Here is a 22442-nt window from a genome sequence, read left to right on the forward strand (position 1 = left end):
GGGAGGGGCAGTGGGGCACAGCCGTCGACGGGCCTTCACCACCGGGCTCGCCCTCTTCTCGGTGGGCGCGCTGACCGGGGGCGTGATCCTGGCGACCTCTCTGGACAACAGCGGCCTGACCGCCGGCGCCGCCCCGGACCGGTCGCGCTGCGTCACCGCAGCCTTCCCCGGCGAGACCGAGCCCCTGGCTCCCAGCCCCTCCGCCCCGGCCACACCCCGGCTCCCGGTGGCCACCCCGAGCCCTACGGCGAGCATTCCGGCCAAGGCGATCCCGCCCGGGTGGAGCGGGGTGTGGAGCACCTCGGTGCAGGACCTGGACGGCCCCGACCTGTCCGGCCGTACCCTGCGCCAGGTGGTGCTGCCGAGCGCGGGCGGCACCGGTTTCCGGATCCGCCTGGCCAACACCTTCGGCACCGAACCGCTGCGGCTGAGCCGGGTCAGCGCGGCGCTCGCCGCGGCCAGTGGCTCGCCCGACCTGCGGGGCGGCACCGCCCGCCGGGTGACCTTCGAGGGCGCCGGTGAGGTCGAGATCCAGCCCGGCGAGCGGGTGGTCAGCGATCCGGTCGACCTCACCTTCGGCTTCGGTCAGTCGCTCGCCGTCGACCTGGTCCCGCAGGGTCCGGCCGTGGCCGGCTCCGGGCACAGCCGGTCGATCGCCACCTCGTACATCGGTGAGGGCGACCTGGCCGGCCAGACTTCCGGCGCGGCGTTCTCGGGTTCGGTGCGCTCGTGGTTCTGGCTGGAGGGCATCGACGTGCCCGACCTGGCCGGGGTGGGGGCGGTCAGCACGTTCGGCGACTCGATCACCGAGGGGATGAGCTCCACGGTGGACCGCAACCAGCGCTGGCCGGACCTGCTGGCCGGGCGGCTGCGGGCCGACCCCTCGACCGGCGGGCTGGGGGTGCTCAACGAGGGCATCGGCGGCAACCGGGTGGCCTCGGAGAACCTGAGCTGCAACTCGCCCAGCGCCTCGGGCCTGCGCCGGTTCGACCACGACGTGCTGAGCCGGCCCGACGTGCGGGTGGTGGTGCTGGCGCTGGGCATCAACGACATCGGCTCGGGCACCCCGGCCACCACGGTGATCGACGGCCTGACCGTGCTGGCCGAGCGCGCCCGCGAGCACGGCCTGCGCGTCGCGGCGGTCACCCTCACCCCATTCACCTGCGACGACGGCTGCCTGACGGCCGAGAAGGAGCAGCAGCGCAAGCTGGTGAACGACTGGATCCGCAGCACCGACGTGTTCGACGCGGTGGCCGACTTCGACGCGGCCGTGCGGGACCCGGCGGCGCCGGAGCGGATGGGTGCGCTGTACGACTCCGGCGACAACCTGCATCCCAGCGATGCCGGGATGCAGGCGCTGGCCGCCAGTTTCGACCTGGACGCGCTACTCGGACGCTGACTGCGGCCCGGGCAGTTCGGGCTGCAGTTCGGCCTGCATCGACATCGACCCCGGGCCGGGTTTCGGGCGCCGGGGCTCACGCACCCCGGCCGATCCGCCTTCGTCAGGATCGTCACCGGCGCCGAACCAGCCGCCGGGCCAGGGCCCGTCGCCCTGCACCGACTCCGGGCGCCGCCGCCGGCCACCCACCAGGGCACGTTCGCGGTCGGCCCGCCAGCTGGCCATCTTCAGCTGACCGTGGGTCTTCGCCCACGCCCGGCCGACCTCCTCGGTGACCAGCCCGGCCGCCTCGGACGGAGTGTCGGCCCGCACCCCCGACGCGGTGACCGCCAGCATGCCGTCGGCGGCGAGCATCCGGATCGTGCTGCCCACCCCCCGGCGCAGCGTGTGTTTCCGGTCGAAGGACGCCCGCAGCCCCGGCGCCTCGAACGTGATCAGAACCGCGTACCTGGCCATGGACCCCTCCTGGGCCGAGCGCACCTGACGTTCCGCCGATTGTCCGCCGACTGCTGCGGCCGGGTCCACCGCAGTACGGTTCCAGCTCAGGCTTTCCGCGGAGAGCCGAATCCGGAACGAATCCGGACGTAACCCCTCAGAGACTGGGAGAAGTCATGAAGACGCGCGAGATCCGCTGCTGGCTGACCGACATGGACGGCGTTCTCGTGCACGAAGGCCTCGCGCTGCCCGGGGCGGCCGAGTTCCTGCAGAAGCTCCAGGAGAAGGAGCGCCCCTTCCTGGTGCTGACCAACAACTCGATCTACACCGCCCGTGACCTGCGGGCCCGGCTGAACGCCTCCGGCCTGGACGTGCCGGAGACCTCGATCTGGACCTCGGCCCTGGCCACCGCGCAGTTCCTGGCCGACCAGGTGCCCGGCGGCAAGGCCTACGTGATCGGTGAGGCCGGGCTGACCACGGCGCTGCACGAGGCCGGTTACGTGCTCACCGACACCGACCCCGACTTCGTCGTGCTGGGCGAGACCCGGACGTACTCGTTCGAGGCGATCACCAAGGCGATCCGGCTGATCGAGAACGGCGCCCGGTTCATCGCCACCAACCCCGACCCGACCGGTCCCTCCGCCGAGGGCCCGCTGCCCGCCTGCGGTGCGGTGGCGGCGCTGATCAGCCGGGCCACCGGCCGTGACCCGTACATCGTGGGAAAGCCCAACCCGATGATGTTCCGCAGCGCGCTGAACGCGATCGACGCGCACTCGGAGTACACCGCGATGATCGGCGACCGGATGGACACCGACGTGGTCGCCGGGATGGAGGCCGGCCTGGAGACCTTCCTGGTGCTCACCGGGTCGACCACCCGCGACGACGTCCAGCGTTACCCGTTCCGCCCGTCGCACATCGTGCCCTCGATCGAGAGCCTGATCGAACTGGTCTGATGCGCAAGGGGTTCCGGGCCGCCCGGCCCTCCACCGGGCGGCCCGGAAGTCATCACTGCCCCAGCCGGCGCACCATCGTCAGCCGGGAGCGGGTGGCGGCGAACGCGATCGTGGTCGCGAGCAGGGGGATCCCCACCGCCACGGCGAGCAGGTACCAGCCGGGCAGGGCCAGCCGCCACAGGTTCTCGCCACCGTACTCGACGGCCCAGTCCTGCTGCATCCGGACCAGGATCCAGCCGGCCAGGATGCCGCTCAGCACCCCGAGAATCCCACCCAGGCCCGAGATCACTCCGGCCTGGGCGGCCGCGAGCCGACGTCGTACCCCCGGCCCGGCGCCCACGGCGGCCAGCGTGGCCACGTCGGCCCGCGCCTCGGCCGCGGCCAGGCCCACCGCGGTGAAGGTGCCGACCAGACTGATCACGGCACAGGCGATGAGCAACGCCAGCTGCCCGAGGGCGTACTGACTGGTGTAGCCCCGCTCGACCGTGCCCTCCAGCCCGGTCCGGGCCAGCAGGAGGTCGTTCGCGGCCTCCTCCTCGTCCTTCGTCGGCATCCGGCTCATGTCGGCCACGAAACCGATGTCCTGCAGGGAGATCCCGAGCTCCTCGGCGGCCGTGACCGGGTAGACGATCCCGTCCAGGCTGAGCTGCCCCGGCGCCGAACGCACGGCCTTCAGCGGGATGACCTCCCGGCTCAGGTCGTTGCCGTCCTGGTCGTAGCGGTGCACCAGTACGTGCACCCGGCCGTCGGGCCAGATCAGCTCGGGACGGTTGGTGACCACGCTGCCCGCCCGGAGCGCGGCCTCGTCCGAGGCGGCCCGGCCACCGGTCAGGATCCGTAGCGCCGAACCGTCGTCGAAGATCGAACCGGCGGAGTCCAGGGTGCCGACCGGGTTCCGGCCGTAGTAGCAGGCGCCGGGCCAGCCCTCTTCGGCCTCCGGCGCACCCGGTTCCAGCACCGTGCCCTCTTCCCCCGGGCAGCGCCGGTCCGGAGGCCTCAGCTCCTGGACCTCCACCTCGACCTCGCCGTCCGGCTGGGACCAGGCCGGGGTGCGCAGCGGCTGAACCGTCTTGACCGGCAGTTCGTCACGAACGATCGCCTCAGCCCGATCCATCGATCCGATGACCTCGTCGACCGCATACCCGGAGGCGCCGACGGTCAGAACGCCTTCTACTGCGGTCGCCCGATAGTCGCGCCGGTCGTGGTCGTCCTGCGCCGCGACGTAGACCAGCGCTGCACTACCCCCGGCGATCGCGGCCAGCACCGCGGCCACCGCCGGAGCGGTGCGGCTGCGCTGGCGGGCCGCGTCCCGCAGGGCGAACCGGATGGTGAAGGGAGACCGCACGGCCAGGCGGGCGGCCAGTGCCACGACGGCACCGGAGGCCAGCACCATGCCTACCTCGGCCACCCCCAGGCCCAGCACGGTCACGAAGGCCCAGCGCCGGGACGATCCGAACACCGCGAGCGCGGCGCCGGCCAGGGTGATGAGGAGCCCGGCCACCGGCACCCGCAGCGCCGGCGGGTGGTATCCGCGTCGGCCGGTCAGGGCGGCCACCACGTCGAGGCGGGCGGCCTGGCGCGCCGGGAACAGCGAGGCCCCGGCCGCGGTCAGGCCCCCCACCGCGACCAGGACCGCGAGGTCGGTCAGGCGGATGTCCACCCGCACCACGGTGGTGCCGAAGGCCCGCGCCACCTCGACCAGCCCGATCCCGATCGGCACACCCACCGCTGCCGCGACGGCACTGCTGACCAGACCGATCAGGCCGTTGGTGGCCAGGACGAGGGTGCGCAGATGCTTGGGTTCGGCCCCGGCCGCCACCATCAGGGCCAGCGTGCGCTGGTTGCGCCGGGCGCCGACGGCGATGGCCGGGCCGGCCAGCAGGGCGATCTGGAGCAGGATCAGGCCCACCGCCACCGCGGCGATGCCCACCGCATCACCGTTCTGCCCCAGCCCGTAGTCGTCGTCGTTGAAGGCGACCTGGCTGGACGGCGGCGGGTTCTCGACCACATGCCGGCTCAGCACGGTCGCCCCGCGCTGGTTGATGTCCAGCACCGCGTCCCAGGTCACCGGGTCGGGGCCGACCACCAGCAGACGGGACTCGCCAAACGCGCCGCCGTAGCTGATGAACGAATTCTGCGTGGCGAAGGCGTCTTCGGGGAACAGCGAGCCCGGCAGGCCGATCACCTGCCGGTCCAGATCCAGCCCGCTGACCACCCCGACCACCTTCAGGCGCTGCTCGGGGTCATGGGCGGAGGGCCGGTAGACGAGCTCGTCGCCGGCCTTCACCCCGGTGTCGGCCACCGCGTCGCTGACCACCACCTCCCCGGGCTCCTCGGGAGCCCGGCCGGACTCCTGCTCGACGAGGCCCTTGACCCCGCTCGCGGTGTAGTCGAACTCCCGCACCTTGAGCGCCAGGAACCGGTCCTGCCAGCGCAGGTTGCGGTTGGAGTCGAACGTGCGATCGCGCACCAGCCGGTCCCGGGCCGGGATCAGCGCACCGACCTCGGCCTCGAACTCCTCGGGCGTCGGGGCCGCCGCGGCGGACCCGACGGTCCCCTCGGAGACGTACTGGGTCCCGTTGTCGGTGGGCGACTGCACGATCGGGGTACCGTCGACGTAGGCGATCCGGGCCTGCGCCTGCACCCCCAGCGCCACCCGGACGTTGTCCTGCGGATCGCGCACGTCCGAGCGGTAGAGCACCGACACCGAAGCCATCACGAGCACCGGCAGGGCGATCATCAGCGCAATCAGGGCGCTGCGCCCCTTGTTCCGCCAGGCGTCGCGCCGGGCGATCCGGAGCGCCGCCCGCCAGAACACGATCCGCTGTCTCACAGACCGACCCTCCTCAACGGCGGCAGCGGTCTGCGGGCCACCAGGGACCCGACCCCCATCGCGATCAGCGGGATGCCGAGGCCGACCCCGAGCAGGTGCGGCCAGGGAACGATGAACTCCCAGATCGCCGAGTCGCTGAACTGCACCCCGGCCGGCCGGGCCAGCCGCACCAGGACGTAGCCGGCCAGCACACCGCTGCCCAGCCCGAGAACCGTTCCGAGCCCGGCGATCACCGCGCCCTGCCCGGCCCCGAGCCACTTGCGCAGACCCGGCTCGGCGCCCAGCGTGGACAGGGTGGACAGGTCGGCCCGCGACTCGGTGACGGCCAGACCGACCGCGGTGAAGGTGGCGACCAGGCTGATCACTCCCGCGGCCACCAGCAGGGCCAGGACGGTGAGCCGGTAGGTCTCCTGGTAGCCGCGTTCCACCTCGACCTGCGACACCTGGCCGGTCGCCATGAGCGCGGCCCGGACCGAGTCCTCCTGACTCTCCGAGAGAGGCTGCGGCGGCTGGGCGACCAGACCGCCGGGGACCAGCTCGACCCCCAGCTCCGGCGCCGTCCCGATCGGGAAGACCGGCTGCGGCAGGCGCAGTTCACCGGTGGCCAGCGTCGCCGGGAGAACGACCTGCGTGCTCTCCTGCTCCTTGCCGTCCCGGGTGTGACGCTGCACCGTCAGCTGCACCGTGCCGTCCGGCCGGAGCTGCGCCGGATCGGCCACCACCACCCGGCCGGCCCGCAGTGCGGCCACGTCCTCTTCGGCCCGGCCGCCGGTGAGCACCGCCAGGGCGCTCCCGTCGTCGAAGACGTCACCGTCCAACGACTTCAGCGCGTGATCTTCCCAGTAGCAGATCTCCAGCGAGTTGGTGGGGAAGTTCCCGGTGCTGCCTTCGCACCGGTTGTTCGGCTGACGCTCCGGCTCGAGGTAGGTGGTGAAATTCCCGTCCACGATCTTGACCCTGGAGAAATCTGCGATGTCGTCGGTACCGAGCTCCTCGGCCAGAACCTTCTCGGCCCGGTCGAGCGGCTCCACCGCACCGGTGGTCGAGAGGAACGGATCGGTACCGGTCACCCTGACCACGCCCAGTTCGCCGGCGGCGTTGTAGACCCGGGCCTGGTGGTCCTCCGCCGAGGCGAAATAGACCAGCCCGGCCGTGCCTCCGGCCACGGCCGCGAGAACAGCCGCCACCGCCGGGGCGGTCCGGGTCCGCTGCCGGGAGGCGTCCCGCAGGGCGAACCGCATCCGGAAGGGCAGACCTCGGGACAACCGGGCGGCCGTGGCCACCACTGCTCCGACGGTCATCACCAGGCCGATCTCGAACAGGCCCAGGCCCACCACCACACGAGCCGGATCGGCGATGAACCCCCGGGTGGCCTGCACTGCCAGAGCAAGACCGCCGACGGCAACGGCCCCACCGATCAGCGGCAGCAGCAGCCGGACCGGACCGGAACCCCGGGACCGGCGGCCGGTCAGGGTGCGGGCCACGTTCATCCGCGCGATCTGCTGGGCCGGGACCAGCGCCGTCATCACCACGGTCAGGGTGCCGACCAGGACCAGGGCGAAGAGATCGGTGAAGTGCAGGTCGATCCGGGGCATGTCGGGATCGCCCCACTGACGCAGGCCGGCCACCACGAGCACCCCGGCCAGGCCCCCGACCACGGCTGCCGCGACCGAGCTGACCAGGCCGATCACGCCGTACGAGGCGAGCAGCACCCGGCGCAGGTGAGCCCGGCTGCCTCCGGCGGCCGCGATCAGGGCCAGATCCCGCTGGTTGCGCCAGGCACCGACGGCGATCGCCGGACCGGCCAGCAGCGCGATCTGCAGCAGGGCCAGACCCGCCACCACCACCACGATCACAGCGGTCTGCCGGGACGGGCGACTCGTGCCGTCGCTGCTGTAGACCCCGAGGGTGCTGGCCGAGGGATCGGCGAAGACCTCTTTGCTGAACACCACGGCCCCGACCTTGTTCAGCTCACGGACGTGCGACCAGGTCACCGGGCTCGGCCCGGTCACCAGCCACTCCACCGCAACCGGCCGGCGATCCTTCTCCCGCTGCGACCGAGGCAGATCGAAAAGATCCTGTGAGAGCAGGGTTCCGGGCATTCCCAGGATCGAGTCGCGCGCGGTGCTGTGGTAACTGTCCACCACGCCGACCACGGTCAGCTCGACCGGCCCCTGCCCCTCGGCGGCGCGGTAGGTGATCACGTCGCCCTGGGCCAGGCCCTGGCTGGTCAGGTCCTCGCTGACCACAACCTCTCCGGGCCCGGCCGGGGCGCGACCTGAGACCTGCTCGACCAGGCCGTCGATACCGGCTGCCGTGTAGTCCAGTTCACGCAACGACACGGTCTTACGTTCGGCGATTCCGGGCCACTGCACCTGAGTCTGGTTCACCGAGGTCCAGCGTTCGGCGACCAGGGTGTCATCGGCGGGGATCCGCCGGCTCAGCAGTTCCTGGTACTGGGCCGGATTCAGCTGCCCCAGCCCTTCCTGGTCCACCGGGACGTTCGACACGGTGACCCCGGCGTCTGCCGACTGCTCGATCGGATTGAGCGCCTGCCACAGGATCCGGGCCTGCGCCGCTCCCATCTGGGCCCGAAGCTCGTCCTCGGTGTCCCACTTCTGCGACTGGTAGATCACCGAGACCACCGCCATGGCCAGCACCGGCACCGCCACCAGGCAGGCGATCAGCACGCTCCGGCGCCGGTTCCGCTGAATGTCCCGGAAAGCCAGCCGCAGAACGGGCTTCCAGGAACCGAACCAGCGCTTCATCGGCCCGGGAAGGGCGCGTCGTCGGAGACCTTGCCGTCGCGCAGCAGCACCACGCGGTCGGCCCAGGCGGCGTGCTGCGAGTCGTGGGTGACCAGCAGGCCGGCCGCACCGGCATCGACCCGGGCGCGCAGCAGCCGCATGATCGCCTCCCCGGTGAGCGAGTCCAGCGCTCCGGTCGGTTCGTCGGCCAGCACCAGGCGGCGCGGGCCGACCAGGGCGCGGGCGATGGCCACCCGCTGCTGCTGACCGCCGGACATCTCCTCGGGGAACCGGTCGGCCAGGTCTTCGACGCCGACCTCGCTCAGGGCCGCCCGGGCCTCCTTACGGGCCTGGCGGGTGCCGATCCCGTCGAGTTCCCGCGGCAGCATCACGTTCTCGACCGCAGTCAGGGCCGGAACCAGGTTCAGGTCCTGGAACACGTATCCCACGCTGCGCCGGCGCAGGGCGGCCCGGGACTTCACCGAGAGCCCGCCGATGCTCACCCCGTCCACCACCACGTCACCCGAGGTGGGCTTGTCCAGGCCACCGGCCACGTGCAGCAGGGTGGACTTGCCGGATCCGGAAGGTCCCATCACGGCCACCAGTTCGCCGACCCGGACCTCCAGGCTGACCCCGTTCAGGGCGTGCACCGGCACGGCGGTGCCCTGCCCGTGCACCCGGGCCACCTCCTCCAGCCGCAACAGCACCGGCCGACGGTCCTCCGTCTGCTCGGACCCCACCGCAACCGGCTCCGTGGCCGGCGTGTCGATACTGCTCATGTCCTCGAAACCCCTCTGAACGTCACTCATCACGCGCCGCCAGGCGCTGCTCGACCAGATCCAGCCAGCGGGCCTCGGCCTCGGCCGAGAAGATCAGGCTGTCCAGGACCAGGAGCCGGGCCAGTTCCGCACCCTTGGCCGGATGCGGCAGCGCACGCTTCTCCCGGGTGTATCCCTGCAGCACGCGCAGGGTTTCGCTCTTCTGCCGGTGCACCACCGCGATCGCGTCGACCAGGGGTGCGGTCGCGGCCAGGGCGATCTTGATCGCCACCTCGTCACGGTTCGGCGTGCCGCGATCCACGGCCGTGCTCCACCAGTTCTCGACCTCTTCGCGCCCGGCGTAGGTGAGCCGGTAGTTGACCGAGCCGTCCTCCTTGCGGCCCGCCTCCTCCACCAGCCCGTCCCGCACCAGGCGGTTCAGGGTCGTGTAGACCTGCCCGATGTTGATCGGCCAGGTCCGCCCGGTACGCAGTTCGAACTCGTGCCGGAGCTGGTATCCGTACTGCTCGCCCTCGGCCAGGATGGCCAGCAGGCTCTGTCGGACCGACATCTCCGGAACTCCCCTCCTTCATGCATACCCGGTATGCGGCAGAAGCTATACCGAGTATGGTGGACCGAGCAAGCACCGAGCCCGTACCGGCACCGCGCCGGTCCGGGCGCACGACACGCCCGCAACCCGACTGCACCGCTCGCCTCGCGAGTCGGCACCGATCGGCACGGGCGCGGGAGTTCGGCACCGGAACGGCATTCCAGCGGCACCAGGGGCTCACAGGAGCGAGCTGCCGTTATTAGATCGTGACCGCACGAACTGCCCCAAAAGGACGCCCGACGCGTCTTTGGGGGTGGGGGCCGCAACCAGCGGTCGGAGTACTCGGAGTACCTGGGGGCAGGGATGAGCATCAAGAACTTCGTCGTCGGCGTGGCCGCGGCTGCACTGGGGTCGGCGTTCCTCACCATCGCCGGTACACCCGATGACGATCTGGTCCCTGCGGCTGACCTGGCCGATGACCTGGTCTGATCGGAAGGTCCGGGAGTTGTCCGGCCAGTAGCCTGCTCAGGCGCCTCGGGGGGCGAGGAGGTCGGGCCACGGCGAACCAGTGGGGATCAGGACCACCGGCACGCGGCGCGCCCAGGTCCGGAACGAGCAGTGGCGAGTACGAGGAACGGCGGGTGGAATGACGACCGACACGCAGGCACCGGCAGGTCGCGGGCTGCCCGACCGGCAACCCCGCCGGTTCCCGGGCCGGATCCCGGGCCAGACGGCAGGTGGCGCCGCCGACCAGAACCCGGGCCGCCTGCCCACCCGTAGGCCCGGCCGCCGGGAAGACGACTGGGTGTCCCTGTTCCCCGAGTTGTACCGCTCGGCCTTCACCGCGGCCCACCGTGAACTCGGCAGCCGGACGGCAGCCGAAGAGGTCACCCACGCCACTCTGGCCCGGGCCCACGCCCAGTGGCCGCGCATCGGTGATTCGCCGGTGGGCTGGGTCTCCACCGCCGCCCGTACCCAGGCCCGGCAGGTGCTGCAGCGTCAGCCCCTGGGCCGCGAGGTTCTCACCGACGACGAGACCGAACTGCTCCCGGGCCAGATCCCCGATCCGGCGCCCGGTGATCTGGCCGCCGTAACTCGCCGCGGCCGCTGGCTGCGCCGTCGGCGGGCGGCCGGCTGGGCCACGGCGGGGGCCTCGGTAGTGGCCGCAGCGATCCTGGCCGTGGGGCTGGGCAACTGGATGCCCCCGACGCGGGTGGGCGCTGCGGCCGTGCCCGCAGTCGCGCCCGTCACCTCCGACTACTCCCCGATCGACGAGACCGCTCAGGCCTCGCAGGCGCCGAACCTGCTCTTCGGCCGGATCAGCGCGGGCCGTAGCGAGCAGGGCTCCGTACGGGTCACGTTCGAGCCCGCAACCCTGGCGTCCGGGCAGGAGCAGCGCTGGGGTTCGCCCCAGCAGCTGGTGATCGACCCGCCGGCGTCGCTGGAGTCACGGCAGTACGCGCGTGAGGGTCAGCCTCTGATCGCCCGCACGCCGGAACAGCTCGTGCAGAACCTCAACCGCTCCACCCCCGGCGGCCAGGCCGAGGTCTGGGTACGGCTGGGCCCCGACGGCCGGATCAGCGCCCTTCGCGAGCGCTGAACCCTCAAACGGCGTGCTGACGGATCCAGGCATGCATGGCGATCGCCGCCGCCGCCCCGGCATTGATCGACCGGGTCGAGCCGAACTGGGCGATCGAGAGCACCTGCTCGCAGGCCTGCAGCGTGGCCTCGGACAGCCCCGGCCCCTCCTGGCCGAACACCAGCACGCAGTCGCGGGGCAGCTGCGCCGTCTCCAGGGCGACCGATCCGGGCACGTTGTCGATCCCGATCACCGTCAGCCCCTGCCCGGCTGCCCACCCGGTCAGCGCCGCGGCGTCCTCGTGGTGCTGAACGTGCAGGTAGCGATCGGTCACCATGGCCCCCCGCCGATTCCAGCGGCGGCGGCCCACGATGTGCACCCCGGCCGCGTTGAATGCGTTGGCCGTGCGCACCACCGAGCCGATGTTCAGGTCGTGCGCCCAGTTCTCGATGGCCACGTGGAAGGAGTGCCGACGGGTGTCCAGCTCGGCCACGATCGCCTCGACGCTCCAGTAGCGGAACTCGTCCACCACGTTGCGCCGGTCGCCCAGTTCCAGCAGCTCCGGGTCGTAACGCGGGTCGTCCGGCCAAGGCCCTTCCCAGGGCCCCACCCCGACCGACGCCACCTCGACCGGCAATGCCGCCTCGGCCGGCGTCACGTCCACCGGCGCCGACCCGTCGCCCTCACCCAGCCGCTCACTCACCCGCCGATCCTGCCCTACCCGCCCACCCCGTCCGTCGTCGGTGCCTCGGCCACCGGGCCCGATTCACCTGACGGAATGATGTTCGCCCAGAGCGGGAACGCCGGACCGGGCTTCCCACGTTGACGGCTTACGTGCACCTACCCCCGGGGAAACCCCACGAGTCCGTTCACACCGACACCGTAGGGTGGGCGCCGTGCTGACGAGCGTTCCGATGGCCTTCGGGCCGGAGTTCCTGTCCCCCGACACCCTGCTCACCAATCTCGGTGACGTGGCGCTGTGGGGAAGTGCGCTCATCATCTTCGCCGAGTGCGGCCTGCTGCTGGGCTTCTTCCTGCCCGGCGACTCCCTGCTGTTCAGCATCGGCCTGTTCATCGGCCGGGGCGACATCGACTTCCCGATCTGGCTGGCCTGCCTGGTGCTCACCCTGGCCGCCTTCGCCGGGAACGTGGTGGGGTACGAGATCGGCCGGGCCGCCGGGCCGGCCATCTTCAAGAAGGAAGACTCGAAGCTGTTCCGGCGCGAGTACGTGGACAAGACCATGGCCTTCTTCGACCACTACGGCCCGGTCGCGATCGTCCTGGCCCGGTTCGTGCCACTGGTCCGCACCTTCATCACAGTGACCGCCGGGGTCGGCAAGATGGACCGCCGCCGCTACCTGACCTACAGCTTCATCGGTGCGGTGCTCTGGGCCGCGGGCCTGACCCTGCTCGGCCGCCTGCTCGGGGGCATCCCGCTGTTCCGCGACCACCTCGAGGCTGGTTTGCTTCTCCTGGTCGCGCTCACCGTGATTCCGATGGCCTTCGAGGCCCTGCGGCACCGGCGCAAGGCCAGGAACGCCGATCCGGAGGCCACCGCGGCCGCTGCGCACGACGCCGGTGAGGAACCTCTGACGCACCCGCACGGGGCTGAGCAGCCCGGGCACGAGGAGCCGGAAGGCGCCCAGGGTCCCGGCCGGCGCTGAGCCGGCACTGAACCCGGACCGGAACAGGACGGACGACCATGTCGCACTGGTGGGCCAGCCTCTCCGACGTCTCCTCGATGACCACGGTGACGGTCTACCTGGTGATCTTCACCCTCGTCTTCGTCGAGTCGGGCCTGCTGGTCGGGTTCTTCCTGCCGGGCGACAGTGTGCTGTTCGCCGCCGGTCTGCTGGCCGCCGAGCCGGGCAGCGACCTGAACCTGTGGCTGCTGGCCGGGGGCACCGCGGTCGCCGCCATCGCCGGGGACGCGGTGGGCTACTGGACGGGACGGCGCCTGGGCCGGCCGTGGTTGTTACGCAAGGCCGGTAAGAACGCCGACCGGGTGCACCGGGCCGAGGCCTTCTACGAACGCTGGGGATCGCTGGCGGTGATCATCGCCCGGTTCATCCCCTGGGTACGCACGTTCACCCCGATCATCGCCGGCATCGCCCGGATGCCCTACCCCAAGTTCCTGCTGGCCAATGTGCTGGGCGCGCTGATCTGGGGCGCGGGGATGATCCTGCTGGGCTACGTGGCCTACAACGTCCCCTGGGTGAAGTGGGCGGCGTACATCATCGCCGGTATCGCGATCACGGCGACGATCGTGACCCTGGTGGTCGACCGGCGCCGCAGTCGGCGCCAGGCCGCCCAGGAAGTGACCGCCCCCTAAGTGGGCGCCCACCGACGTCCGTAAGCAAAACAAAGGTGCCCACGAACGTCCTCAAATCAAGGACGTTTGTGGGCACCGATTGCTGTGTCGGTCAGGAAAGCCCGAGATCCGTAAGGTCGTAGGCGTAGCGGTAGGGCAGCCCGGCCGCCTCGACCTTCTCGCGGGCGCCGGTACCCCGGTCGACGATCACCGCTACCCCGACCACGTCGGCCCCGGCCTCACGCAGCGCCTCGACGGCGGTGAGCACCGAGCCACCGGTGGTCGAGGTGTCCTCCACCGCGAGCACCGGCCGGCCCGCGACCTCGGCGCCCTCGATCCGGCGCTGCAGCCCGTGCGCCTTGCCCTGCTTACGCACCACGAACGCGTCCAGCCGGCGGCCCGCGGCCGCACTGGCGTGCAGCATCGACGTGGCCACCGGGTCGGCGCCCAGGGTCAGACCCCCGGCGGCCTCGAACCGCCAGTCCTTCACCAGGTCGAGCATGATCCGCCCGACCAGCGGCGCGGCCTGCCCGTCGAGGGTGATCCGGCGCAGGTCGACGTAGTAGTCGGCCTCCTTGCCGCTGGACAGGGTGACCTTGCCGTGGACCACGGCGAGCTTCTTGATCAGCTCGCGCAGTTCGTCCCTCACGGGGCCGAGGGCGGCCGGGCTGTCGTCGGTGTGCTGCATTCGGCCAGGGTATCCAGGCGCGTGTCCAGCGGGGCGTCCAGCGGGCTCCGGAGCCGGTCACCGGTGTCGGTGGGCTGGGCCGGGACCGGCGGGAAACCGTTCGGCAGCAATCGGGTGGTCCACGGCCCGAAGCCCTGCAGCCGGCCGCTCGCCTGCCAGGCCAGCTCGCCCACGGCCATCGGCGCGGTGAAGTAGTAGCCCTGGCCGAACCGGCAGCCCATCCGCTTCAGCTCGATCCGGGTGAGCGCGTCGGCCACCCCCTCGGCCACCACCTCCAGGCCCAGGTTGCGGCCCAGGTCGATGATCGACTGCACCACCGCGCGGTCCCGGCCGGCCGAGCGCAGCTCCTGCACGAACGACTGGTGGATCTTGATCTGGTCGACCGGCAGGCGGTTGAGGAAGGTCAGCGAGGAGTAGCCGGTGCCGAAGTCGTCCACCGACAGCCGCACCCCGATCTCCCGCAGCCGGGTCAGCGCGGCCAGCACACCGTGGGCGGTGTCCGGCTCGTCGATCACGTCGGCCTCGTTGACCTCCAGGACCAGCAGCTCGGGCGGCAGGTCGTGGACGGCCAGGGCGGTGGTGATCTGCTCGGGCAGGCTCGGGTCGGCCAGCCAGCCGGGCGCCAGGTTGATCGCCACCCGCACCCGCTGGCCGGCGTCCAGCCACTGCCGGGCCCCGGCCAGCGCCTGGTCCAGCACGCAGCGGGACAGTTCGACCACCAGCCCGCTGCGCTCGGCCGCGGCGAAGAAGTCCTCCGGCGGCACCTCGCCCAGCTCCGGGTGGTTCCAGCGGGCCAGCGCCTCGAGGGCGTGCACCTGACCGCTGACCAGGTCGACCACCGGCTGCACGGCGATCCCGATCCGGCCCTCCTTCAGGGCCTCGGCCAGCGCCGTGGCCAGGGTGTGCACCTGCTCGGCGGGCAGGTCCATCGAGCGGGTGAACATCCGGTACCCGCCGCCGCCGGACTTGGCCACGTACATCGCCACATCGGCCCGGCGCAGCAGCTCGGCCCCGGTGGTGCCCTGCTCCGGCCCCACCGCCACGCCCAGCGAACCCCCGATCCGCAGCTCGTTGGCATCGAGGCGGACCGGCTCGTCGAACGCCGACATCAGCCGCCGGGCCAGGGCCCGGGCGGCGCCGTCGCCCATCCCCGGAGCCAGCACGGCGAACTCGTCGCCGCCGAGCCGGGCGATGGTCACGCCCTTGCCCGCGACCTTGCCGAAGCGCCCGGCCAGGGCACTCAGCAGCTGGTCGCCGGCGTGGTGGCCGAGAGTGTCGTTGATCGCCTTGAACCCGTTGAAGTCGAGCAGCATGACCGCGCACTGGCGGCCGCCGGAAATCAGGTCGTCGACGCACTCGTCGAGCTGGGCGCGGAAGTCCAGGCGGTTGGGCAGGCCGGTCAGCTCGTCGTGCCGGGCCTCGAACTGCAGGCGCTCGAGCAGGTGGCCGTTGCCCAGGGCGACGGCGGTGCGGTCGGCCACGGTCTGCAGGAGGTCCGGGTCGGCCGGGGCGAACCCGCGTTCGCCGCCCCGGCGGTCACCCACCACGAGGTGGCCGATCACCTGCTCGTCGATCCGCAGCGGCACCCGCACGGCCTGGTCGATGCCCCGGCCGCGCAGGAAGCTGGCCTCGTCCGGGTCGCTCCCCCGCACCAGCGCTGCGCCGGCCAGCGGGAAGAGCAGGTCGGGCGCAGGGGTGCGGGGCCCGGTGATCCGGCCGTCGCGCAGCACCCACAGCCGGCGGCCACTGGTGCTGCGTTGGGCCGGCAGAGCATCGGTGAGCATGAGCTCGGCGTAGCGGGCCCGCAGCAGGTCGGCGGACTGCTCCAGCACCAGCGGGATCGCCCGGGCCGGGTCGGGGGCGTGGGCCAGGTCGTCGGAGAGCCGGTACAGGCGGCACAGGCGGTCGTGCCGCTCGGAGAGCGAGGCGAAGGCCCAGTAGCCCAGCACCAGACCGGGCCCCAGCACCGCGCCGGTCACCAGCGGCTCGTCGTGCACCAGCCACATGGCGGGGATCAGCCCGACGGCCGCGCCGAGCACGCCGATCACCAGGGCGCGCGCCAGCAGGCCGCCCGCCTCGCGCCGGTGCCCGGCTCCGACCCGGTGCACCAGCACCTTCAGCCCGACCTCGACCAGCACGGCGAGCCCGGCCACGGCCAGCGTCAGCACCCGGCCGGGATAGCTGAGCACCTCGTACTGCAGCACCAGCACCCGGAACAGCAGCTCGGCCAGTGCGGTGCCCGCGATCATCGAGAACGCGCCGGCCAGCAGCGAGGCCGGGGTCTGCCGGCGGTGCCCGGCCGAGACCAGCAGACCGCCGGTGAGCCGGCCGACCAGCAGGGACAGCGGGTCGGTCAGGTAGAGCCCGGCCGCCAGCGGCAGGCCGACGAGCGAGATCGGGTACCGCCGTCCCCGCAGGCTCAGGTTCAGCCCACCGGCCTCGGCCAGGGCGAAACCGACGGTGAAGACCCACCACGGCAGCGCGCTCACGTGGGCCAGTTCGCCGGGCCGGCCGAGCAGCACCGCCAGCAGGCCGAGAGCGAGCACGCCCAGCGCGGAGCCGGCCGCGGCCCACTGGGTGGCGGCGGGACTCTTCGTGGTCACCCAGAGATGTCCCATCGCTCCATCCAGTTGACGTCGAAGCCGTCAGTTCACCGCAACGGGTAGTGGATCGTCACGCTGTGGTCACCACTAGCACCCGGACGGCGTCACCCCTGCCCCACCTGGAGCAATCCGGCTTCGACCGGACTTGCCGGGAAAAGCGAGGTCCGGAAAGTACGGGCGGTGAGGCCTGGACCCGCTCGGGCGCCCGCCGTCCGGGTGACGCAGGTACGCTCGCGGCGTGCGGATCGCTACTTGGAACGTGAACTCGATGCGGGCCCGGGTCGACCGGGCGGTGGCCTGGCTGGAGCGCAGCGACGTCGACGTGCTGGCCGTGCAGGAGACCAAGTGCAAGGACGAGCAGTTCCCCACTGCGCGGTTCGAGGAGATCGGCTACCAGGTGGCCCACCTCGGCCACTCGCAGTGGAACGGCGTGGCCCTGATCTCACGGGTCGGCATCGACGACGTCCAGCACGGCTTCCCGGGCATGCCCACCTGGGGCGACCCGGCGGTCGCGGAGGCCCGGGCGATCGGCGCGGTCTGCGGCGGGGTGCGGGTCTGGAGCCTGTACGTGCCGAACGGCCGCACCCTGGAGGATCCGCACCTGCAGTACAAGCTGCAGTGGCTCGAGGCGCTGCGCGCGGCCGGGCAGGACTGGCTGGCCGCCGACCCGCAGGCCCAGGTGGCCCTGGTCGGCGACTGGAACGTGGCCCCGCGGGACGAGGACGTGTGGGACATGGCGGCCTTCGAAGGCAGCACCCACGTGTCCCAGCCGGAACGCGACGCCTTCAACGGGGTGGTCGACGCGGGTTTCGCCGACGTGGTGCGCCCGCACACCGAGGGCGCCTACACCTACTGGGACTACACCCAGCTGCGCTTCCCCAAGCGGCAGGGCATGCGGATCGACTTCGTCCTGGCCTCCCCGGCGCTCTCCGCCCGGGTGAAGACGGCGGCGATCGACCGCGAGGAGCGCAAGGGCAAGGGCGCCTCCGACCACGCCCCGGTGATCGTCGAGCTGAACTGAGGGCTGGTCACCGCGGGGTGAGCAGCTGGTCGGCCGGCCCGGTCAGGACCGGGTCGTGGCTGGCCACCAGCACGGCGGTGCCTTCGGCGGCCCGCTCCCGCAGGACCTCGGCGACCAGCTGCGCCGAGGCCTCGTCGAGCTGCGAGGTGGGTTCGTCCAGCACCAGCAGCCGGGGGTCGAGGGCCAGGGCCCGAGCCAGGGCCAGCCGCTGACGTTCTCCGCCGGAGAGCGCCTCCACCCGGCGGCGGGCGAGGCCGGCCAACCCCAGCCGGCCGAGCAGGCTCAGGGCCAGGGCCGGGTCGGCGGGCAGACCCCGGGCGGCCCGGGCCAGGTCGATCTCGTCGACGCAGTCGAGGGCCGAGGAGAGGTCGACCTGCTGCAGCACCACCGCGCTGAGCCCGGATCGCAGCCGGGCCAGACCGTCCCGGTCCAGCCCGGCCAGGTTCTGCCCGGCCAGCTTCACCGTGCCGGCGTCGGGCCGCTGCAACCCCAGCGCCACCCGCAGCAGGGTGCTCTTGCCGGTACCGGAGCGCCCGGCCACCACGGCCACTTCTCCGGACCGCACGCTCAGCCGTAGTCCGGGCCCCAGGACCGGTGGCCCGCCCTCGTACCCGAAACTCACGTCCTCGAACTCGACCAGGATCCCGGCCTCGGTCTCGCGCCGGGCCGGCTGGTCCCGGACCGGCGGCACCGGGACGACGGGGGCACCGTCCCGGCTCAGCCGGACCGCGCCCTCGCTGACCTCGGCCGACCACAGGGCACCGCCCATCACCTGCTCGCGCACCGGCTGGGGCAACCGGATCCAGCCCCGGTCGTCCATCACCAGCAGTTCCCGGCCGGGACCGGGCCGGGCCGGGCCCCGGGGATCCCAGGTCTCGCTGATCCGGCCGTCCCGGATGCGGACCACCCGGTCGGCGATCTGCCCGGCCCGGCGGTCGTGGGTCACCAGCACCAGAGTGGCGCCCACCGCCCGGACCGCATCGGCGAGCAACTCGTACACCCCTTCGGCGGAGCGGACGTCGAGTTCGCCGGTGGGCTCGTCGGCCAGCACCAGCTGAGGTCGGTGGGCCACCGCGGCGCAGACGGCCACCCGCTGGCGCTGCCCACCGGAGAGCGTCTCGATCCGGCGTCCGGCCAGGTCGGCGAGGCCCAGCTCACCGAGCGCGGCCAGGCCCGCGGCCCGGGCCTTCGACCGGGCCGTACCGGCGATGCGCAGTTGGAGGGCGATGTTGTCGAGCACGTCGAACTCGGTGCGCAGCAGCCGTCGGGCGTCCTGGTCCACCTGCCCCAGCTGCCGCGAGCGCCAGCGGGCCAGGTCCCGGGCCCCGGCGGCGGCCAGATCGAGCCCGGCCACCTGGGCCTGCCCGGCCGCCAGCGCCCGATCACCGGCCAGAACCCCCATCAGCGTGGTCTTTCCGGATCCGTTCGGCCCATGGACCACGAGCAGTTCACCCGCCGGCACACTCAGCCCCAGCCCTCGCAGGGCAGCCACCGCTCCCCCGCCGGGCAGCGGATGCAGGCAGAAGGCGTCCCGGATGTCGACGGCCCTCATCGAGGCTGCGCCTCCCGGAAAGAGGTGAGGGCCACGACCCCGGACCCGGCCAGGGCGACCGCGAAAGCGCCCAGGACCAGAGGAACGGCGAGACCGGCACCGATCACCGGAACCAGTGGCGGCTCCGGCACCGCGGCTCCGGCGGTCAGCTGGACCAGGCGGGCGGTGAGCGCGGTCAGGCCCAGCCCGGCGGCCACCCCGGCCGGGGCCGAGACCCCGAGGATCAGGACCGCCCGCCCCCACAGGGCGCGCCGGAGCACCCCGGGCCGCACCCCGCTCGCCTCCCAGGCCCGGAACCGGTCCGCATCTTCGGCCCGCTCGCTGATCACCAGCAACACCACCGCGGCCAGGGCCACCAGCAGAGTGGCCAGCGCGGCCAGGAACAGCACCCGCTGCGCCCCCTCGGCCACCGGATCGGTGCGTAGGTCACGTGCCACGTCGGAGGCCCACTGCACGTCAAGGCCGGCAAATTGGCCACTCTGTAGTGCGGTTGCCGGCGAATCGGCGGATCCGTCCAGGGAGAGCCAGATCTCGCCGGGCTGCCCACCTCCGGGGGCGAGCCGGGAGAAGACCGGACTCAACGCGCCCGAGTCGGCCAGCACGAACCGGCCCGACACCGTCGGCATCCGGGGCAGGACGGCCACCACCTGAGCGGTCACCGGCTGGCCGGAGACGATGAGGGTGAGCGAGGACGACTGGGCCGCGGTGAGCGGATCGGCCGCCACCTTGATCGGGGCGGTGGCTCCCGGAGCCCCGGCCGGCGGCGGGGTCGACCAGATCGAGACGGTGCTCTGCGCCAGTTCGTAGGCGAAAGTCGCCTCCTCGCCACTGGATCCGACTTTCAGACCGTCACCCTCCCAGCCCTGCCAGGGGTTTGCAACCGGCGAACCGTCGACCGACACCGGTCCCAGATCGACCTCTCCAAAAGGAATCTCGGCGGTGGTGTCACTCTCGCCCAGCCGGTGCTGGCGGCTGGTGCTCTCTCGTTCGGTCTGGCTCAGCGACAGCGAAGCCAGCGACCATCCCCGCCCCGGCGGCAGCGCTCCCTGCAGCACGCCCGCCCGCTCAGAAAGAGGAACGCTCACTTCTCGCCCGTCGTCGGCCCGTACCCAGGCGGTAGCGACCAGAACCGGCCAGTCACGGACTTCGATGCGCAGCCCTTGCCCGGCCGGAAGAGCTTGACCAGCAGCAGTTCTCGGGGCGGCGATGGCCTTCGCCACCTGCCCCGGGGAGATGTCGCCCACCACGGTGGGCCAACGCCGGATCCGGCTCAGAGCGGCCGGATCCAGACCTATCAGCTGCACCGGCTCGGACTGGTCCAGCCCGACCCGCAACGATCCGGCCTGACGCACGACGGCCGTCGCGGTGGCTCCGGGAGCCGTTGCCGCGTAGTCGTGCTGAGCGGCGACCGACAACACCGGGCGTAGTCCCACTCCCGGCCGGATCCGGGCATCGGTAGGCACCGAGAAGGCGGCCTGGTCGAGCGCCCCTCGATCGAGCGTCGAACGGTAGGAGGCCGCGAACCCGGTAGCACCGATCGCGGCGACCAGGAGAGCCAGACAGGAGGCGGCGATCAGGGGACGGCCGGCCAGTCCGGCCAGGGCCAGCCGGGTGGCGACCGCTCGCCGGGGCAGTGCCCGCCCGCCCGCGTGCAGCACCCACGGCCAGGTGCGGGCGGCCAGCAGCGCCGCAGTGAGCAGGAGCAGCACCGGCAGGGCGACCAGCAGCGGATCTCCCCGCCGGGACGCCACCTCGGCCGACCCCCGCGAGATGATCAGCACCAGCGCAGTCAGGCCCGCCAGGGCGGCCCAGCCCACTGCCCGCCAGGACTCGCCCGGGTCTTTCACCGGCCGCAGAACCATTGAGAGAAGGACGAATCCGAGACCCAGCAGCACCGCCACACCCGGCGCGGCCGCTCCCAACGCATCCAGCGTGCCGGCCGTCACCGGCAGCCCGGCCCGGTCGAGCAGGGCCATGGCCGCGCCGGCCCCGAGAGCAAGCCCCAGTCCGGCCGCCGCGAGAACCAGGATCAGCGCTTCGGCCATCAGCACCAAGCGGATCCGGACCGGGCCCAGACCACGGCGGCGCAGGGCCTCGGCGAAGCGCAGCACGTCGGGCCGCAGTGCCGCTCCGCCGATCACCGCGGCTCCCAACAGGAGAAGACCACAGCCACCGGCCAGGAGACCGAAGCGCTGCGCGGAGGCGGACGCCCGGCCCAGTTCTCCCCGCACCTCGTTCCGCGGGATGGTGAGGGCAGTGCCCGGACGATGTCGGACCACGGCGTCGGCCACCGCGTCGGCCGTCCTGCTCCAGCCCTCGGCCCCCTGGCTGGAGATCACTCCCCGGTCGAGTTCTCCCACCCATCCCTGGGTCCGGCCGATGACCTCGAAGGAGGACAGGGCGCCGGCCTCGGGCACACCGTCGGCCAGCAGCATCGTGGTCTCGTCACCGACCTCGAAGGTGCCCGACAGCAGCAGCGGGTCGGACCGTTCGACCGTGCCGACGATCTTCAGGCCCAGGTCGGCGACCTCGGGCCGCGCGCCCGAGGTGGCCAGGACGGCCACCACCTCGCAGTGCTGGGGAGCACAACCGCGCGGCAGCCGGCCCTCGACCAGCCGGACCGCGGCCGGCAGGTCGTCGGTGGCCGCCAGCGCGAAGTCGGTGCCGGTTCCGTCGGCCAGGGCCCGGTAGATCAGTTGCCTGCGGATCGGCCCGTGGGTGAGCGCCGGCAGCTGATCGCGGGCCACCGCGTCCATCGCGTCGAGCTCGCTCCGGTCGAGGATGCCGTTGAACGAGACGATCGCGCTGCGCTGCCCGGCCGGCAGCTCCGCCAGGGCCCGCCCCAGCGTCTCGTCCGCCGTGATCCGGGTGGCGACGGCGATCAGGACCGGGATCAGGACGGCCACCGCGAGCCCGAGCACGACCGCCGCCGAACGCGCCCGGGCGGCCCGTAGCCGTCCGGCCAGCAGCGACCCGGTCACTGGGCTCATAACCGGTAAAGTTAGCATTACCG

The 22442-nt window shown here is 72.4% G+C and carries 17 protein-coding genes; 7 read left to right on the forward strand and 10 right to left on the reverse strand.

The features are described 5' to 3' along the window. Window positions 1-10 precede the first annotated feature (10 nt). Window positions 11-1399 (forward strand): SGNH/GDSL hydrolase family protein, encoded by a 1389-nt coding sequence (locus LWF15_RS37250; RefSeq protein WP_232808583.1) that lies wholly within the window; start codon window positions 11-13, stop codon window positions 1397-1399. Here the strand turns inward: LWF15_RS37250 and LWF15_RS02020 are convergent. Continuing rightward, on the reverse strand, window positions 1385-1855 hold the full coding sequence (locus LWF15_RS02020; protein WP_232808584.1) for a hypothetical protein: 471 nt from the start codon (window positions 1853-1855) through the stop codon (window positions 1385-1387). The genes LWF15_RS37250 and LWF15_RS02020 overlap by 15 nt on opposite strands. 155 nt (window positions 1856-2010) lie before the next feature. Here LWF15_RS02020 and LWF15_RS02025 point away from each other — a divergent pair, with 155 nt between their 5' ends. Continuing rightward, a complete protein-coding gene (locus LWF15_RS02025) occupies window positions 2011-2787 on the forward strand; it encodes an HAD-IIA family hydrolase (protein WP_232808585.1) in 777 nt (258 codons plus the stop codon). 52 nt (window positions 2788-2839) lie between these two features. On the opposite strand, the gene LWF15_RS02030 is transcribed toward LWF15_RS02025, so the two are convergent. The 4 genes from LWF15_RS02030 to LWF15_RS02045 are packed head-to-tail and all read right to left on the reverse strand — an operon-like array spanning window position 2840 to window position 9696. Then, on the reverse strand, window positions 2840-5620 hold the full coding sequence (locus LWF15_RS02030) for an FtsX-like permease family protein (protein WP_232808586.1): 2781 nt from the start codon (window positions 5618-5620) through the stop codon (window positions 2840-2842). Next, window positions 5617-8388 (reverse strand): FtsX-like permease family protein, encoded by a 2772-nt coding sequence (locus LWF15_RS35900; protein ID WP_269809419.1) that lies wholly within the window; start codon window positions 8386-8388, stop codon window positions 5617-5619. Before LWF15_RS35900 ends, LWF15_RS02030 begins: the two co-directional genes overlap by 4 nt. After that, a complete protein-coding gene (locus LWF15_RS02040; protein ID WP_232808587.1) occupies window positions 8385-9146 on the reverse strand; it encodes an ABC transporter ATP-binding protein in 762 nt (253 codons plus the stop codon). Before LWF15_RS02040 ends, LWF15_RS35900 begins: the two co-directional genes overlap by 4 nt. A gap of 22 nt (window positions 9147-9168) precedes the next feature. After that, on the reverse strand, window positions 9169-9696 hold the full coding sequence (locus tag LWF15_RS02045) for a PadR family transcriptional regulator (protein ID WP_232808588.1): 528 nt from the start codon (window positions 9694-9696) through the stop codon (window positions 9169-9171). 342 nt (window positions 9697-10038) lie between these two features. Between LWF15_RS02045 and LWF15_RS35905 the strand changes: the two genes are divergently transcribed. Further along, the gene (locus tag LWF15_RS35905) at window positions 10039-10164 is read left to right on the forward strand and encodes a hypothetical protein (RefSeq protein WP_269809420.1); all 126 of its coding nucleotides are present in this window, start codon (window positions 10039-10041) and stop codon (window positions 10162-10164) included. Window positions 10165-10321: 157 nt separating this feature from the next. Further along, window positions 10322-11275, forward strand: a complete 954-nt coding sequence (locus LWF15_RS02050) for an RNA polymerase sigma factor (protein ID WP_232808589.1) — start codon at window positions 10322-10324, stop codon at window positions 11273-11275. Between the two features lie 4 nt (window positions 11276-11279). Here the strand turns inward: LWF15_RS02050 and LWF15_RS02055 are convergent, their stop codons facing one another. Next, window positions 11280-11912, reverse strand: a complete 633-nt coding sequence (locus LWF15_RS02055; protein WP_408622476.1) for a TrmH family RNA methyltransferase — start codon at window positions 11910-11912, stop codon at window positions 11280-11282. A gap of 238 nt (window positions 11913-12150) precedes the next feature. Between LWF15_RS02055 and LWF15_RS02060 the strand changes: the two genes are divergently transcribed. Both LWF15_RS02060 and LWF15_RS02065 read left to right on the forward strand, forming a co-directional pair. Next, a complete protein-coding gene (locus LWF15_RS02060) occupies window positions 12151-12918 on the forward strand; it encodes a DedA family protein (RefSeq protein ID WP_232808591.1) in 768 nt (255 codons plus the stop codon). A 38-nt stretch (window positions 12919-12956) separates the two neighbouring features. Beyond that, window positions 12957-13586 carry a DedA family protein gene (locus LWF15_RS02065; RefSeq protein ID WP_232808592.1) on the forward strand — a complete coding sequence of 210 codons (630 nt, stop codon included), beginning with the start codon at window positions 12957-12959 and terminating at the stop codon, window positions 13584-13586. Between the two features lie 91 nt (window positions 13587-13677). On the opposite strand, the gene pyrE is transcribed toward LWF15_RS02065, so the two are convergent. Next, window positions 13678-14253: an orotate phosphoribosyltransferase gene (pyrE, locus tag LWF15_RS02070; protein ID WP_232808593.1), complete on the reverse strand. Its 576-nt coding sequence runs from the start codon at window positions 14251-14253 to the stop codon at window positions 13678-13680. Then, window positions 14211-16856: a putative bifunctional diguanylate cyclase/phosphodiesterase gene (locus LWF15_RS02075; RefSeq protein ID WP_232808594.1), complete on the reverse strand. Its 2646-nt coding sequence runs from the start codon at window positions 16854-16856 to the stop codon at window positions 14211-14213. Before LWF15_RS02075 ends, pyrE begins: the two co-directional genes overlap by 43 nt. Window positions 16857-17094: 238 nt before the next feature. Between LWF15_RS02075 and LWF15_RS02080 the strand changes: the two genes are divergently transcribed. Next, a complete protein-coding gene (locus LWF15_RS02080; protein WP_232808595.1) occupies window positions 17095-17877 on the forward strand; it encodes an exodeoxyribonuclease III in 783 nt (260 codons plus the stop codon). Between the two features lie 7 nt (window positions 17878-17884). On the opposite strand, the gene LWF15_RS02085 is transcribed toward LWF15_RS02080, so the two are convergent. Continuing rightward, window positions 17885-19429 carry an ATP-binding cassette domain-containing protein gene (locus LWF15_RS02085; protein WP_232808596.1) on the reverse strand — a complete coding sequence of 515 codons (1545 nt, stop codon included), beginning with the start codon at window positions 19427-19429 and terminating at the stop codon, window positions 17885-17887. Then, window positions 19426-22419 carry a hypothetical protein gene (locus LWF15_RS02090; RefSeq protein WP_232808597.1) on the reverse strand — a complete coding sequence of 998 codons (2994 nt, stop codon included), beginning with the start codon at window positions 22417-22419 and terminating at the stop codon, window positions 19426-19428. Before LWF15_RS02090 ends, LWF15_RS02085 begins: the two co-directional genes overlap by 4 nt. Window positions 22420-22442: the final 23 nt, after the last annotated feature.

This window comes from Kineosporia rhizophila (genome assembly GCF_021277265.1).
Lineage (GTDB): Bacteria > Actinomycetota > Actinomycetes > Actinomycetales > Kineosporiaceae > Kineosporia > Kineosporia rhizophila.